A 15,083-nucleotide genomic window follows, 5' to 3' on the forward strand; every position below is an offset into this window, starting at 1 on the left:
CTTTTCCTGTTACCCGTTATGCAGGGTTCGGAATATCCACAAAAATTACATCCAGCCCGTGCGTTTTCTGCAACCATTCACCCAGAGCACGGATCCCGCCGCGCTCGGTGGCATGGTGACCGGCGGCAAAGAAGTGCATCCCGCATTCACGGGCGATATGGATTGTCTGCTCTGACACCTCACCGGTCACAAAGCCGTCAAGCCCCGCATATGCGGCTGCCTGAATAAAACCCTGACCACCGCCGGTACACCAGCCCAGTTTTTTAATCTGAGCAGGCGCATTATCCCCGCAATGCAGAATCTCCCGATCCAGCCCCTGCTGTAAACGCTGCGCCAGTTCCTCACCGCTGACCGGTTGCGCGAACTCACCGCACGGAAGCAGCGGCTCAACCTGTCCGGTGACTGTGACCCCCATCAGTTGCGCCAGTTTCGCGTTATTACCCAGCTCCGGATGCGCATCCAGCGGCAGATGATAACCATATAAATTCATATCGTTACACAACAATGTTTTGATCCGGCGCTGCTTCATGCCCCGGATACTGACCGGCTCGTTTTTCCAGAAATAGCCGTGATGCACCAGCACCGCGTCCGCATTCAGTCTCACCGCTTCATCCAGCAGGGCCTGACAGGCGGTCACGCCGGTCACCACGCGCTGAACCTGTTCACGACCTTCAACCTGCAGGCCATTCGGGGCATAATCCTGAAAATCCTGTACTGCCAGTTTTTCATTAATAATCTGTTCTAATTCAATATGATTCATACATTTTTCCTGTCCGTGCGGATAGATTTACCATACCTTCCCTGTCCGCCAATAGCAATTTGCAGACATAAAAAAACGCCCCGCGATAACATCGCCGGGCGTCTCTTTTGCTTTCCGGATGCCGGTATCAGTGCTGCTGAGTGCTGCTTACCGCATTTTCTGAACGTGCCAGCCAGACCGGTTTATCACTTGTCTTGGACCACACGCGGTACAGATAGCTCCAGAAGCGGGCGCGATCCCGGTAGAACAGCATAAACGGGAACGCCAGGATACCTAAAGATACTGCACCGGTACGGCGCAAGAGAACCTTATGCAACGGATATGCCTGAAATGTTGACATTGAGACCCTCCTTAATAACGGATTATCGCAGAACAGCAATAATCACCGAATGTATTTCGCTTTCATATTAACCCAACTGGTGAAACTTTACCACTCATCTGACCACTTGACGCCGGTATGATACGCACAAAATGCCCCTTTTAAGTAATTAAATTACATAATTGTTATTTTTTATCATTTTATTAACAATTTTATTGTTCAAAATTAAGCTACCACGCTAATGAAAATACCTTATGATATTCACATCGCTAATTGATAATGGGAATTATTTATTATGAGTACCTGGCTGATCTATGCCCTGCTGTCTGCCATCAGTGCCGCAATGGTTGCTGTCTTCGGGAAAATGGGGCTGCAGCATCTGGATGCCAATACCGCAACCGCGATCCGTGCAGTGATTATGGCGCTGTTTCTGGTCGGCGTGGTGGTGGTTCAGGGAAAACTTAATCTTATCAGTGAAATAATCGAAAACCGTAAAGCCCTGTTTTTTATCGCTCTGAGCGGGATTGCCGGGGCGCTTTCCTGGCTGTTCTATTTTATGGCAATAAAAAACGGTCAGGTTTCTCAGGTTGCCCCAATTGATAAACTGAGTGTGGTTTTTGCTGTGATTTTTGCCGTGATCCTGTTCGGTGAAAAAATTTCCCTGATTGCGGCAGGCGGCGTTGCGCTGATCACCGTTGGTGCACTGATGGTCGCGCTGGGCTGAGACAGGCAAAAAAACGCGGAGGGGAAGATCCGCTCCGCGCAGCTTTTCCGGGGAATGCGTCAGTCCGCAATCACCTGGTTGACTATTTCAATGGCTTCTTTTTCTATCTGTGCCAGATGTTCCGGACCCCGGAAACTTTCACAGTAGATTTTATAGGCATCTTCCGTACCGGAAGGACGCGCGGCAAACCATCCCTGCTCACTCATTATTTTCAGGCCGCCGATCGACGCACCGTTACCCGGAGCAGCTGTCAGACGGGCCGTGATCGGATCACCGGCCAGGGTATCCGCGATAACCATTTCCGGAGACAGTTTTGACAGCCGGGATTTCTCCGCATGACTGGCCGCTGCCTGGATCCGGCTGTAGCATGGGGAACCGAATTTTTCCGCCAGCTCATCATAATGCTGCTGCGGGTTTTTGCCGGTCACGGCGGTCAGTTCCGCAGCCAGCAGGCAGAGGATAATACCGTCTTTATCGGTTGACCACGGTGTGCCGTCAAAGCGCAGAAACGAAGCCCCCGCGCTCTCTTCGCCGCCGAAGCCCAGTGTGCCGTTATACAGCCCGTCCACAAACCACTTGAACCCGACCGGGACTTCCACCAGATCACGCTGTAAATCAGCAACCACGCGATCAATCATCGCACTGGATACCAGCGTTTTGCCGACACCGACAGAGGCCGGCCAGTCAGGACGGTGCTGAAATAAATAGTTAATCGCCACCGCCAGATAATGGTTCGGATTCATCAGCCCTTTCGGTGTCACAATCCCGTGGCGGTCGTAATCCGGGTCATTGGCGAAGGCCAGCGAGAAGCGGTCACGCATGCTGAGCAGCCCCGCCATCGCCCATTTTGAGGAGCAATCCATACGGATAACCCCGTCGTGATCCAGCGGCATAAAGCGGAATGTCTGATCCACCTGCTCATTGACCAGCTCAATATCCAGCTCATAGAAATCACGGATGCGTTTCCAGTACTCAATCCCGGCACCGCCCAGCGGATCCACGCCGATTTTGAGTTTCGCGTTACGGATAGCATCCATGTTGATCACGTCACTGAGCGAGCTGACATACGGCTCAATCAGGTTTACCGCGCTGACCAGCGGGCTGCGCAGGGCATCACACACCGGTATCTGTTTCACCTGCGCCATATTATCGGCCAGCAGCTCATTGGCGCGCTTTTCGATAACAGAGGTGAGGTCAGTATCTGCCGGGCCGCCGGTCGGCGGGTTGTATTTGATACCGCCATCTTCCGGCGGGTTGTGAGACGGCGTGATCACAATGCCGTCCGCTTTATCAGCATGGTCGCGGTTGTAAGTCAGGATGGCATGAGACACCGCCGGTGTCGGGGTGAAACCATTATTTTCCTGAATAATAACGCGGACACCATTTGCGGCCAGTACGGATAACACCGTCTGAAATGCCGCTTCAGAGAGGGCGTGGGTATCTTTGCCCACATAGCACGGGCCGGTAATACCCTGCTGCTGACGGATTTCGGCGATTGCCTGAGTAACCGCCAGAATATGTGCTTCGTTGAAACTGCCGCGCACCGCACTGCCGCGATGACCGGAAGTCCCGAATTTGACCTGCTGTGCCGGATCCGCCGCATCAGGTGCAAGGGTATAATACTGAGAGGTTAGCTGCGCCACATTGATTAAATCGGATTGTTGCGCAGGCTGACCAGCCCGCGGGTGCGTATGAGCCACTGTGTCATTCTCCCCTGATTATGCCGTCACCGGCAGATAAATACCCCTTACAGGGTATTGCAGACTTTCTCGACAGTATTTGCCGGGAAGCCCATTCCCTGCATAATCTGTTCTACCATGCTCTGCTTGCGCTGAGTATTGGTGTTGGTGATAACCCAGAACGGCGTGCCCGGAATGTGGCGCGGCTTGCTGGTTTTACCGCTGGCCAGCAGCGTGTGCTCATCACCGGCAAAATAGACACGGGTGCGGCCGTGGAGTTCATCAGTACTTTTGCTGAACCCTTGCGGATCAATATTATACAGTGCGGATAACACCAGCATAAAACGGTCGATCGTTTTCTTTTTCTCTGCATAGCTGTCGGACAGCAGCAGTTCGCGCATGACGCGGACCGGATCCTGAGAAGTGGCTTTTACCGGACGCGGGGTAACCGGCGGAGTTTTGTTATCCGCGCTGTCAGTTGCAACAGGTGCGCAGGCGGTACCCGGAGCCTGCGGCCCTAAATTGAGCATACGGCGCAAAATTTCCGATGCACTTTCACCAATGTGCTGTGTGTGGCTGGCAATATAACTGTAAAGTTCTTCATCTACATCGATTGTTTTCATTTCTACCCGGTTCTTTTATTCGTTAACGCGGAACACGTTATTATAAGATAGAAAAATGCAAAACAAAACAAGTAAAATTTCAATAACTTAAACTAAAAACCCCCGCAGTTTGCCCCGTACGGCATTTAAAAAATAAATCAGTAAGTTATCGTTTCCGGACGCACAATCAATCACAGAAACATTTACTTAACATGTTGGTTTCCGAGGGCTGCCGTGTCATCATATCCGCCTGTTTTGCTCTGCGGATCGGTTGTTAATATGAAATTACCTGCATTACTTCATCATGAAATATTCACGCCTGAAATATCACATCACACCACACCCATTGTTCTGATCCACGGTCTGTTCGGGGATCTGCATAACCTCGGGGTGCTTGGCCGTGAACTGCGGAAAACGCATACCGTGGTACAGATTGATGTCCGTAACCACGGCGATTCACCGCGCGCACAAACCATGACTTACCGGGAAATGGCGCAGGATGTACTTGATCTTATCCGCTCCCTGAACATTGAAAAAGTAATAGTGATTGGCCATTCCATGGGCGGAAAAATCGCCATGGCGCTGGCTGCACTGGCTCAGGATGTTACTGAAAAACTGATTGTTATTGATATGGCTCCCGTCGCTTACGGTGTACGTCGTCATGATGAGATTATCGCGGCACTGGAAGATGTTACTGCCGCCGGTGTCACCACACGCACTGAGGCCACCGCAATTATGGCGCGCCGCATCCGTGAGGATGGCGTTATTCCGTTCCTGCTGAAATCCTTTAAGCAGGGAGAATGGAAATTCAATCTGCCGGTTATCAAAGCACAGTATGAATCCATCATCGGCTGGGAAACCCTGCCGCCGCAACAGGTTCCGCTGCTGCTTATCCCGGGCGGTAATTCATCGTATGTGAAACCGGAATACCGCGACGCCATTATGGCGCAGTTCCCGCAGGCAACCGCCCATGTGATTGCCGGATGCGGCCACTGGGTACACGCTGAAAAACCGGACGCGGTTCTGCGCACCATCAGCCGTTTCCTGGATAAAGCCTGACAGTAGTGCCGCCGTCACGGCGGCATCATTCACTGACGGAAACTCAGTATCAGACTGTCATCGTCACTCTCCTGCCACCAGGCTACAACAGAACGCACCTGATGTCTGACATCCTGCCCCGGCAGATCAAAACAGATATCCAGCAGGCAGCAGCCGGATAAAATCAGACACAAATACTGAAGCGGACGGATAAACACCGTCAGCATCTGCTTTACTTTGCAGCCGTAGTGATACTTTTTGTGCGACATCCGCGATAATTCCGCAGATTCTGAGATACGATCCATGTGCGCGTCCTCTGTTATTCCCTTGCTGAAAATACATACTACGTAATGCCTGCCCGCAAAAACACTCCGTTATCCTGAGCTGAATACTCTTTTTTTTCTAATATATTCATAACGATAATTGCAATATTTAATTCATTGACGAAACCCATCATCCGTCCTGCAGGGCTGCCGCACAGGCGGGCAGACGGTGCGATGTTAATCAATCTGCACGAAATCCGCGGTAACAGGCCGCGAAGCGGTGGCGGTAAGCGGGATGGCGGTGTATCATTGCGCGTTTATCATTGTAATCCGCCTTTTCGTAGTAAAATTATGGCCAAAGAACAAACGGATCGTACCACGCTGGATTTGTTCGCTGACGAACGCCGGCCCGGACGACCGAAAACAAACCCGCTCTCCCGTGATGAGCAGTTGCGGATTAACAAACGCAATCAGCTGCGGCGTGACAAAGTTAACGGATTACGCCGCGTTGAGCTCAAACTGAATGCGGATATTGTCGATGCCCTGAACCAGCTGGCATACGAAGAAAACGTGAACCGGGGCGAGCTTATCGAGCAAATTCTGCTTGATTACCTTCAGCGTTCTGATTTATGCACCAAATTGTGAGACGACACACCACACAAATTTGACAGACTTCAAATACTGTTTTCGTCAGAATGGTATTTATGAAGATGAAATAGTTATAATTTCTGCTTGTTGTCGCTGCGGCGTCCTTTTGCAGGCACAGAGATTTTCGGTTGAGAGGCTTATTTATGGCAATCGCAGGTATATTTTTTGGTAGTGACACCGGTAACACAGAAAATATCGCTAAAATGATTCAGAAATTACTCGGCGATGATGTTGCTGAAGTCCGGGATGTTGCCAAGTGCAGCAAAGAGGACATCGAAGGGTTTGATTTCTTACTGCTGGGTATCCCGACCTGGTATTACGGCGAAGCACAGTGTGACTGGGATGATTTCTTCCCGACACTGGAAGAAATTGATTTTAACGGTAAAATTGTGGCTATCTTCGGTTGTGGTGACCAGGAGGATTACGCAGAGTATTTCTGTGACGCCATGGGCACCATCCGTGACATCATTGAACCGCGCGGCGCGACCATTGTGGGTCACTGGCCGACAGAAGGCTACCACTTTGAAGAGTCAAAAGGCCTGGCGGACGACAGTCACTTTATCGGCCTGGCTATTGATGAAGATCGCCAGCCGGAGCTGACTAACGAACGCGTGGCAAAATGGGTTGAGCAGATCCGCGAAGAAATGAGTCTCGACGAGATTCTGGCAATTTAAGGTTTTCCCTTAAATTGCGAATGATAATTCTGCTTATTTATGTAATGATATTATTTATCCGGTCCGGCATCGGTCAGGCGAATCGCACCTGACACCTTTTGATAGCCGGACATTGTGTTCAGCCGTTGAGCGTTTTCCCGAGTGTGCGCTCACCAGCGACAATATAGGACTAAATCCGCATGACCGATAACAATAAAGCATTGAAAAATGCAGGACTGAAAGTCACACTTCCCCGCCTGAAGATTCTGGAAGTGTTGCAGGATCCGGAGTGCCATCACGTCAGTGCGGAAGATCTCTACAAAAAACTGATCGATATCGGTGAAGAGATTGGACTCGCAACTGTCTACCGCGTTCTGAACCAGTTTGATGACGCCGGTATTGTCACCCGTCATAACTTTGAGGGCGGCAAATCCGTTTTCGAACTGACCCAGCAACACCACCACGATCATCTGATCTGCCTGGATTGCGGTAAAGTGATTGAGTTCAGTGATGAATCCATTGAATCACGTCAGAAAAATATCGCGGAACGCCACGGTATTAAACTCACCAACCACAGCCTGTACCTGTACGGCCACTGTGCGGATGGTGACTGCCGTTCTGATGAAGGTATCCACGACGAGAAAAAATAATTCTCACCGTTGACCATTTTGTATGAAAGGCGCGTATCGCGCCTTTTTTGTTGCCGTTTTTCAGGACAAATGCACACAAAAAAGCCGTTCCTGCGAACGGCTTTTTTATACCAGTAACACGGTGTTATCAGTTACTTACTTTCAATTTTTGCCCAGGTATCACGCAGGCCGACAGTCCGGTTAAAGACTAATTTATCCGCTGAGGATAATTTGGCATCAGCACAGAAATACCCTTCACGCTCAAACTGATACGGTTTGCTGCTGTCTGCAGCGACCAGTGACGGCTCCACAAAACCCTGACGGATCACCAGAGAATCCGGATTTAGCGTTGACAGGAAATCATCCTCAGCGCCCGGGTTCGGTACACTGAACAGGCGGTCATACAGACGGATTTCCGCCGGTACCGCGTGTTTCACGCTGACCCAGTGGATAACGCCCTTCACTTTACGTCCGTCAGCCGGATCTTTATTCAGGGTCTCCGGATCATAGGTGCAGTAGATAGTGGTGATATTGCCTTCGCTGTCTTTTTCCGCACGTTCTGCTTTAATCACAAACGCATTACGCAGGCGCACTTCTTTATTCAGCACCAGACGCTTGTACTGTTTGTTCGCTTCTTCACGGAAGTCTGCACGATCAATCCAGATTTCACGACTGAACGGCACTTCACGGCTGCCCATTTCCGGTTTGTTCGGATGATTCGGCATAGTCACCATCACATCGCCTTCCGGCATGTTTTCAATCACGACTTTCACCGGATCGATAACCGCCATGGCGCGTGGTGCGCTTTCGTTCAGGTCATCACGGATACAGGATTCCAGTGCCGCCATTTCGACGTTGTTATCCTGTTTGGTGACGCCGATACGGCGGCAGAACTCGCGGATAGAGGCAGCGGTATAACCACGGCGGCGCAGACCGGAAATGGTCAGCATGCGCGGGTCATCCCAGCCTTCAACAAATTTCTCTGTTACCAGCTGATTCAGTTTCCGCTTGGACATCACGGTGTATTCAAGATTCAGGCGGGAGAACTCATACTGACGCGGATGGCAGTCAATGGTGATGTTATCCAGCACCCAGTCATACAGGCGGCGGTTGTCCTGGAATTCCAGCGTACAGAGTGAATGGGTGATCCCTTCCAGCGCATCAGAAATACAGTGGGTGAAATCATACATCGGGTAGATGCACCATTTGTCACCGGACTGATGGTGGGTTGCAAACTTAATGCGGTAAATCACCGGATCACGCATCACCATAAAGGAGGATGCCATATCGATTTTGGCACGCAGACACGCTTTACCTTCCTCAAAGCCGCCGTCACGCATTTTTTCAAACAGCGCGAGGTTCTCTTCCGGGGTGCGGTCGCGGTACGGGCTGTTTCTGCCCGGCTCTTTTAAGGTACCGCGGTATTCGCGGATCTCTTCCGGACTTAATTCGCAGACATACGCCAGACCTTTGTTGATCAGCTCAACGGCGTAGTTGTACAGCGTGTCGAAATAGTCGGAGGAGTAGCATACTTTACCGCTCCACTGAAAACCGAGCCATTTGACATCGTTTTCAATGGAATTAACGTATTCCACGTCTTCTTTAACCGGGTTGGTGTCATCAAAACGCAGATTGCATTGCCCCTGATAGTCTTGTGCAATGCCGAAATTCAGGCAGATTGATTTCGCATGACCAATATGCAGGTAACCGTTCGGCTCAGGCGGGAAGCGCGTGTGAACCGTGGTATGTTTTCCGGAAGCCAGGTCTTCGTCAATAATCTGACGAATAAAGTTTGTCGGGCGGGCATCAGCCTCGTTCATTGTCATAATTCCTCAATGCAATATGCGCGTTAATAACCTCTTATCATCCGATATGATGCGCTCATATACAACCACCTGAGCACAGAAATATCAGCCGGGCAGATGCCTTCGCGCAAAAAACAGATAAAAAAACGGGAAGCAGCTGCCTCCCGTTATTATCATAACCGCAATCACTTATTTAATGACATGATACAGCTCAGATTCGTTTGCCTTAACCAGACCTTTGGCAACAATCTCCACGCGATCATAATCATCGATATTACTGATGATTACCGGGCTTATCATAGATTTGGCATGCTCATTCAGATACGCCAGATCCAGTTTCAGCACCGCATCACCGGCAGCAACCTGTGCGCCTTCTTCAATCAGGCGGGTAAAGCCGTTGCCGTTCAGATTCACAGTATCAATACCCATGTGAACAATAATTTCCGCACCATTATCGGTTTCCAGGCAGAATGCATGGTTGGTATCGAAAATTTTCACCACAGTACCTGCCGCCGGGGCATATACGGTGTCACTTTCCGGTTTGATGGCAATACCGTCACCGACAACACGGCCGGCAAATGCCTCATCCGGTACAGCGGATAAATCAACCACTTCACCGTCGAATGGTGCCACCAGCGTCAGTACCACGTTACCATTGCCCTGTGCTTTGGCTTTCACTGCTTCCGGAGCCGCAGCAGCAGCCTGAGCTGCCGCAACCGGGCCTTCTTTCAGTACGTCACGCATGGCATTGGCAATCAGCTCGGCACGGGTGCCGACAATCACCTGCACACTCTCTTTATTCAGACGGATAACGCCGGATGCACCTATTTGTTTCGCATAAGCATCATTAACCTGCGCGGAGTCTTTTACAGTCAGACGCAGGCGGGTGATACACGCATCAATACCGGTCAGGTTATCTGAACCACCGATAGCCGCGATATACTGACGCGCTTCGCTGCTGATGGATTTTTTCTCATCTTTTTTGTTATCAGTGCTGACATTCTCGCTGTAACCATCAACGGTATCGTTGGTTGCCATCGCCGCTTCACGGCCCGGGGTTAACAGGTTGAATTTGGTGATAACAAAACGGAACACCACATAGTACAGCGCGAAGAAGACCAGACCCTGCAGGATCAGCATATACCAGTGGGTTGCCAGCGGGTTGCGTGAGGACAACGCCATATCCACCAGCCCCGCACTGAAGCCGAAACCGGAAATCCACTGCATGGTTGCAGCGATAAACAGGGAGATACCGGTCAGGAAGGCGTGGATGACATACAGTACCGGTGCCACGAACATGAAGGAGAACTCAATCGGCTCGGTGATACCGGTGAAGAACGCGGCAAATGCACCAGCGATCATAATACCGGCCACTTTTGCTTTGTTTTCCGGTTTGGCACAGTGATAAATCGCCAGCGCGGCCCCCGGGATACCAAACATCATGATCGGGAAGAAACCGGCCTGATAACGGCCTGTGATACCCGGAATCGCCGTACCGGCATCAATGGATTGCTGACCGGCCAGGAAGTTAGGAATATCGTTGATATCCGCCACGTTGAACCAGAACACTGAGTTCAGCGCGTGGTGCAGACCGACAGGAATTAACAGACGGTTAAAGAAGCCGTAAATCCCCGCGCCCCACGCGCCCAGGTCTTTAATGCTCTTACCGAAGGAAACCAGTGCATCATAAATGACCGGCCAGACATACATCAGCACCGCAGCCACCAGGATCATCACAAATGACGCCAGGATAGGCACCAGACGGCGGCCGCTAAAGAATGACAATGCCATCGGCAGCTCAACACCGCTGTAACGGTTATACAGTTCGGCGGAAATAACGCCGACCAGAATACCGATAAACTGGTTGTTGATCTTACCGAACGCCGCCGGAACCGCTTCCGGAGGGATCCCCTGAATCATACCGACTGTCGCGGTGGAACACAGGGTGGTCACCACCATAAAGCTGACAAAACCGGTCAGTGCTGCCGCACCGTCTTTGTCTTTTGACATCCCGTAAGCGATACCGATAGCAAACAGCATTGACATGTTATCAATGATAGCCGCACCGGATTTGATCAGGAACGCGGCAACCACGTTGTCCGCACCCCAGCCCGTCGGGTCGATCCAGTAACCGACCCCCATCAGAATTGCCGCAGCCGGCAATGTGGCGACAGGCACCATCAGTGCCCGGCCAATCCGCTGCAGATAGTTCAGTATACCCACTCACTCCCCCTTGCCGCCCTGACGAACGGCCTTTTTTGTTTTACAGCATTATTATCACAGCCATGACCGGCTGCCTTATTGTGTACAACTGAATTTGTAACAACCGGTCTGATCACTCACCGGATTGCGTAACACTTATTTTACTGCCAACTATACGTATCAGTCTAAAAAGTTTATTTCGCTTCGCAAATTAAATAGCTGTGATTTGTGATTATTGTCACCAATATTCGTCACCGGCTGATTAAAATGCTGGCAGTCACACAAAACTTATTTTAAGATAAAAAATATCTTTTCCGGCGGCTGTATTCTCTCCCGTGACTAATAAATTCCGGGTATTCATGCTATAGATGAGACAGGAAGGATCTTCCTGAGACAGCACAGCAGATACCGGGCCGATAACCCGGTATAACTTAACGAGGTAGAATCGATATGCGTTTAATCCCTCTTGCGAAAGCGCAGGATGTCGGTCAGTGGTCCGCACAGTACATCGCTGACAAAATCAATGCGTTCCGCCCGACGGCTGAGCGACCGTTTGTTCTGGGACTGCCGACCGGCGGCACCCCGCTGGCCACCTACAAGGCGCTGATCGCCCTGCATCAGGCCGGAAAGGTCAGTTTCCGTCATGTGGTGACCTTTAATATGGATGAGTATATCGGCCTGCCGGAATCCCATCCGCAGAGTTATCACTCATTTATGCATGAGAATTTCTTTAATCACATTGATATCCCGGCGGAAAACATCAATCTGCTCAATGGTAATGCCGCGGATACCGATGCGGAATGTGAACGCTATGAAGCGAAGATGAAAGCTTACGGCGGTGTACAGCTGTTCATGGGCGGCGTCGGTAATGACGGTCACATTGCCTTTAACGAGCCGGGTTCATCCCTGACTTCGCGCACCCGTGTCAAAACGCTGACACCGGAAACCCGTATCGCCAACTCCCGTTTCTTTGATAATGACATCAATAAAGTGCCGAAATATGCGCTCACTGTGGGTGTCGGCACTCTGATGGATGCCAAAGAACTGCTGATCCTCGCCACCGGCCATAACAAGGCAATGGCGGTACAGCAGGCGGTTGAAGGCTCGGTGAATCATATGTGGACGATTACCTGTGTGCAGATCCACCCGAAAGCCATTGTGGTATGTGATGAACCGGCCACACTTGAGCTGAAAGTGAAAACCCTGAAGTATTTCTGTCACCTTGAATCTGACATTACCGAACAGTTTGCTGCTGAATAACCGATGCTGACCGCCCTTTATCCGGGCGGTTTTTGTTGTGTTGTCTTATCTTTAAATAAGTATTCTCTCCCCCAGGAGGCGTTATGTACGCATTAACCAATGCCATTATTTATACCGGTCACGATCGTCTGGAAAACCACGCGGTCATTATTGACGGCGAATTAATCCACAGTGTGTGTCCGGTCAGAGACTTACCGGACGGAATTGACACCCGTGATCTGGGCGGTGCCATCCTCTCCCCGGGATTTATTGATTTGCAGGTCAACGGCTGCGGCGGCGTACAGTTTAATGACAATGAGGACGATATCACGGTCCGCACCCTGGACATTATGCAGAAGGCCAACGAACGTACCGGCTGCACCAGCTTCCTGCCGACACTGATCACCAGCCCCGATTCGCTGATGAAACTGAGTGTCAGCACCATGCGTGATTATCTGAAAAACCATAAAAATCAGGCGCTGGGACTGCATCTGGAAGGGCCTTACATCAACCCGGTGAAAAAAGGCACACACAATCCGGACTATATCCGCAAACCGGATGCCGCGATGATTGATTTCCTGTGTGATAACGCAGATGTGATAACCAAACTCACCCTGGCACCGGAAATGGTGGAACCCTCTGTTATCCGCAAACTGACGGATGCCGGAATTGTGGTCTCCTCCGGGCACTCCAACGCGAGTTATGAAGAGTCCCGTGCCGGGTTTGAAAACGGTATCACCCTCTCCACACACCTGTTTAATGCCATGCCGTACATTTCCGGCCGCCAGCCGGGACTGATTGGCGCGATTTATGATACCTCTGAAATATATGCCGGAATTATTGCTGACGGCCTGCATGTTTCCTGGCCGAACATCCGCAACAGTAAAGCCCTCAAGCGCGACAAGCTGATCCTGGTCACCGATGCCACCGCACCGGCGGGGCTTGATCCGAAAACCAGCGGGCTGGATCATTTTATCTTTGCCGGCAAAACGATATATTATCGTGATGGTTTATGTGTGGACGAAAACGGCACACTGAGTGGTTCCTCACTCACCATGATCCGCGCAGTGGCAAACTGTGTTCAGCATGTCGGTATTCCGCTGGATGAAACCCTGCGCATGGCCACACTCTATCCGGCACGGGCAATTGGTGTTCAGGACAGACTGGGAAGTATTAAATCCGGCAGTATTGCCAACCTGACCGCCTTCACCGCTGATTTTTCTGTCTGTATGACAATCGTTAACGGGAATGTGGTCCATACATCATGAGTAAAAGACGCCGATGGGTAACGGAATTCCGCAGATAGGTAATATTGATTTAGTCAAACAGCTGAACGGGGCGGTGGTTTACCGCCTGATAGACCGTTCCGGCCCGATTTCACGCATTCAGATTGCCGAACAAAGTCAGCTGGCACCCGCCAGTGTGACCAAAATTACCCGTCAGCTTCTTGAGCGCGGCCTGATAAAAGAGGTGGATCAGCAGGCATCCACCGGCGGACGCCGCGCTATCTCCATTATTTCCGAACACCGCGCCTTTCAGACTATCGGCGTGCGTCTCGGCCGCCATGATGCCACTATCGCACTGTTTGATCTCAGCGGACGGGCGCTCGAAGAAGAGACCTGTCCCCTGGAAGCCACTTCTCAGGCAGATGCGGAAGCTAAACTCATTGCGCTGATCGACAACTTCAGACAGACACACCAGCGCCGCATCCGCGAGCTTATCGCTATTGCGGTGATACTGCCCGGACTGGTCGATCCGGATCGCGGTATTGTGCGTTATATGCCGCACATTGCTGTCAGTGACTGGCCGCTGACTGAAAATCTTCATCACCATTTTAAGCTGCCGTGCTATGCCGGGCATGATATCCGCAGCCTCGCGCTGGCCGAACACTATTTCGGAGCCACGCGCGATTGTGCGGATTCTCTGCTGGTGCGTATTCACCGGGGAGCCGGGGCGGGGATCATTATCAATAATCAGATCCTGCTCAACCGGCGCGGTAACCTCGGCGAAATCGGCCATATTCAGATAGATCCGCTCGGTGAACGCTGCCACTGCGGAAACTTCGGCTGTCTGGAAACAGTCGCATCAGATGCCGCCATTGAAACCCGGGTAAAACACCAGCTGACTCAGGGGTTTGAGAGTGAACTGACGCCGGATAACTGTTCCATCCGCGCCATCTGCCGTGCTGCTAACCGGGGGGATGCCCTTGCGGCAGAAGTGATAAAACAGGTCGGTAATTCCCTCGGAAAAGCCATTGCCATTACGATAAATCTGTTTAACCCGCAAAAAGTGGTGATTGCCGGTGAGATAACTGCCGCTGAAAATGTGCTGCTCCCTGCCCTGCAAAGCTGCATAAATACGCAGTCGCTGAAAAATTTCCGCGAGGATCTGCCGGTGGTGATTTCACAGCTGCCGCCGAACTCCGCTATCGGGGCATTTGCCCTGATAAAACGGGCGATGCTGTACGGTGAACTGCTGCTGCATGTTCTGGAAAATAAACCGGATACGGCGGAATAATCCGC

General features: G+C 51.2%; 15 protein-coding genes. 8 read left to right on the plus strand and 7 right to left on the minus strand.

What is annotated here, in order from left to right; translation table 11 throughout:
* Positions 1-16 precede the first annotated feature (16 nt).
* Both ACSBQN_RS11175 and ACSBQN_RS11180 read right to left on the minus strand, forming a co-directional pair.
* The gene (locus tag ACSBQN_RS11175) at positions 17-760 is read right to left on the minus strand and encodes a type 2 GTP cyclohydrolase I (RefSeq protein WP_024474160.1); all 744 of its coding nucleotides are present in this window, start codon (positions 758-760) and stop codon (positions 17-19) included.
* Positions 761-887: 127 nt separating this feature from the next.
* Positions 888-1,100 (minus strand): YbfA family protein, encoded by a 213-nt coding sequence (locus ACSBQN_RS11180; protein ID WP_024474161.1) that lies wholly within the window; start codon positions 1,098-1,100, stop codon positions 888-890.
* A gap of 274 nt (positions 1,101-1,374) precedes the next feature.
* Between ACSBQN_RS11180 and ACSBQN_RS11185 the strand changes: the two genes are divergently transcribed.
* Complete coding sequence (locus ACSBQN_RS11185) at positions 1,375-1,803, plus strand: EamA family transporter (protein WP_024474162.1); 429 nt, start codon at positions 1,375-1,377, stop codon at positions 1,801-1,803.
* Positions 1,804-1,862: 59 nt separating this feature from the next.
* Here ACSBQN_RS11185 and pgm read toward each other — a convergent pair whose 3' ends face one another.
* Both pgm and seqA read right to left on the minus strand, forming a co-directional pair.
* Positions 1,863-3,503: a phosphoglucomutase (alpha-D-glucose-1,6-bisphosphate-dependent) gene (gene pgm, locus ACSBQN_RS11190; RefSeq protein WP_354632887.1), complete on the minus strand. Its 1,641-nt coding sequence runs from the start codon at positions 3,501-3,503 to the stop codon at positions 1,863-1,865.
* A gap of 47 nt (positions 3,504-3,550) precedes the next feature.
* The gene (gene seqA, locus ACSBQN_RS11195) at positions 3,551-4,105 is read right to left on the minus strand and encodes a replication initiation negative regulator SeqA (RefSeq protein ID WP_354632888.1); all 555 of its coding nucleotides are present in this window, start codon (positions 4,103-4,105) and stop codon (positions 3,551-3,553) included.
* A gap of 258 nt (positions 4,106-4,363) precedes the next feature.
* On the opposite strand from seqA, the gene ACSBQN_RS11200 reads away from it, so the two are divergent.
* Positions 4,364-5,143 (plus strand): alpha/beta fold hydrolase, encoded by a 780-nt coding sequence (locus ACSBQN_RS11200; protein WP_032099087.1) that lies wholly within the window; start codon positions 4,364-4,366, stop codon positions 5,141-5,143.
* A 29-nt stretch (positions 5,144-5,172) separates the two neighbouring features.
* On the opposite strand, the gene ACSBQN_RS11205 is transcribed toward ACSBQN_RS11200, so the two are convergent.
* Positions 5,173-5,427, minus strand: a complete 255-nt coding sequence (locus tag ACSBQN_RS11205; protein WP_004235629.1) for a hypothetical protein — start codon at positions 5,425-5,427, stop codon at positions 5,173-5,175.
* A 309-nt stretch (positions 5,428-5,736) separates the two neighbouring features.
* Between ACSBQN_RS11205 and ybfE the strand changes: the two genes are divergently transcribed.
* The 3 genes from ybfE to fur all read left to right on the plus strand — a co-directional run bounded on the left by ybfE (position 5,737) and on the right by fur (position 7,336).
* Entirely contained in the window at positions 5,737-6,030 is a 294-nt protein-coding gene (gene ybfE / locus ACSBQN_RS11210) for a LexA regulated protein (protein WP_004235627.1), read from the plus strand.
* Between the two features lie 146 nt (positions 6,031-6,176).
* A complete protein-coding gene (gene fldA / locus ACSBQN_RS11215; protein ID WP_004235625.1) occupies positions 6,177-6,707 on the plus strand; it encodes a flavodoxin FldA in 531 nt (176 codons plus the stop codon).
* A 179-nt stretch (positions 6,708-6,886) separates the two neighbouring features.
* Positions 6,887-7,336 (plus strand): ferric iron uptake transcriptional regulator, encoded by a 450-nt coding sequence (gene fur / locus ACSBQN_RS11220; protein WP_004235623.1) that lies wholly within the window; start codon positions 6,887-6,889, stop codon positions 7,334-7,336.
* A gap of 131 nt (positions 7,337-7,467) precedes the next feature.
* On the opposite strand, the gene glnS is transcribed toward fur, so the two are convergent.
* Together glnS and nagE are read right to left on the minus strand one after the other, a co-directional pair.
* Positions 7,468-9,135 (minus strand): glutamine--tRNA ligase, encoded by a 1,668-nt coding sequence (gene glnS, locus ACSBQN_RS11225; protein ID WP_004235622.1) that lies wholly within the window; start codon positions 9,133-9,135, stop codon positions 7,468-7,470.
* A 174-nt stretch (positions 9,136-9,309) separates the two neighbouring features.
* Complete coding sequence (gene nagE / locus ACSBQN_RS11230; protein ID WP_186726381.1) at positions 9,310-11,343, minus strand: N-acetylglucosamine-specific PTS transporter subunit IIBC; 2,034 nt, start codon at positions 11,341-11,343, stop codon at positions 9,310-9,312.
* A gap of 429 nt (positions 11,344-11,772) precedes the next feature.
* Between nagE and nagB the strand changes: the two genes are divergently transcribed.
* The 3 genes from nagB to nagC all read left to right on the plus strand — a co-directional run bounded on the left by nagB (position 11,773) and on the right by nagC (position 15,078).
* Positions 11,773-12,582, plus strand: a complete 810-nt coding sequence (nagB, locus tag ACSBQN_RS11235) for a glucosamine-6-phosphate deaminase (RefSeq protein ID WP_024474168.1) — start codon at positions 11,773-11,775, stop codon at positions 12,580-12,582.
* An 83-nt stretch (positions 12,583-12,665) separates the two neighbouring features.
* A complete protein-coding gene (gene nagA, locus ACSBQN_RS11240; RefSeq protein WP_024474169.1) occupies positions 12,666-13,829 on the plus strand; it encodes an N-acetylglucosamine-6-phosphate deacetylase in 1,164 nt (387 codons plus the stop codon).
* A gap of 13 nt (positions 13,830-13,842) precedes the next feature.
* Positions 13,843-15,078, plus strand: coding sequence for a DNA-binding transcriptional regulator NagC (gene nagC, locus ACSBQN_RS11245; RefSeq protein WP_354632891.1), 1,236 nt, complete (start codon positions 13,843-13,845; stop codon positions 15,076-15,078).
* Positions 15,079-15,083 lie beyond the last annotated feature (5 nt).

The organism is Morganella sp. B601 (assembly GCF_051172335.1).
GTDB classification, from domain to species: domain Bacteria; phylum Pseudomonadota; class Gammaproteobacteria; order Enterobacterales; family Enterobacteriaceae; genus Morganella; species Morganella morganii.

Excerpts from the sequence above, each read along its gene's own strand:
- ACSBQN_RS11175 (WP_024474160.1), bottom strand. The coding sequence starts at position 760 with ATGAATCATATTGAATTAGAACAGATTATTAATGAAAAACTGGCAGTA.
- ACSBQN_RS11180 (WP_024474161.1), bottom strand. The coding sequence starts at position 1,100 with ATGTCAACATTTCAGGCATATCCGTTGCATAAGGTTCTCTTGCGCCGT.
- ACSBQN_RS11185 (WP_024474162.1), top strand. The coding sequence starts at position 1,375 with ATGAGTACCTGGCTGATCTATGCCCTGCTGTCTGCCATCAGTGCCGCA.
- seqA (WP_354632888.1), bottom strand. The coding sequence starts at position 4,105 with ATGAAAACAATCGATGTAGATGAAGAACTTTACAGTTATATTGCCAGC.
- ACSBQN_RS11200 (WP_032099087.1), top strand. The coding sequence starts at position 4,364 with ATGAAATTACCTGCATTACTTCATCATGAAATATTCACGCCTGAAATA.
- ACSBQN_RS11205 (WP_004235629.1), bottom strand. The coding sequence starts at position 5,427 with ATGGATCGTATCTCAGAATCTGCGGAATTATCGCGGATGTCGCACAAA.
- ybfE (WP_004235627.1), top strand. The coding sequence starts at position 5,737 with ATGGCCAAAGAACAAACGGATCGTACCACGCTGGATTTGTTCGCTGAC.
- fldA (WP_004235625.1), top strand. The coding sequence starts at position 6,177 with ATGGCAATCGCAGGTATATTTTTTGGTAGTGACACCGGTAACACAGAA.
- fur (WP_004235623.1), top strand. The coding sequence starts at position 6,887 with ATGACCGATAACAATAAAGCATTGAAAAATGCAGGACTGAAAGTCACA.
- glnS (WP_004235622.1), bottom strand. The coding sequence starts at position 9,135 with ATGAACGAGGCTGATGCCCGCCCGACAAACTTTATTCGTCAGATTATT.
- nagB (WP_024474168.1), top strand. The coding sequence starts at position 11,773 with ATGCGTTTAATCCCTCTTGCGAAAGCGCAGGATGTCGGTCAGTGGTCC.
- nagA (WP_024474169.1), top strand. The coding sequence starts at position 12,666 with ATGTACGCATTAACCAATGCCATTATTTATACCGGTCACGATCGTCTG.
- nagC (WP_354632891.1), top strand. The coding sequence starts at position 13,843 with ATGGGTAACGGAATTCCGCAGATAGGTAATATTGATTTAGTCAAACAG.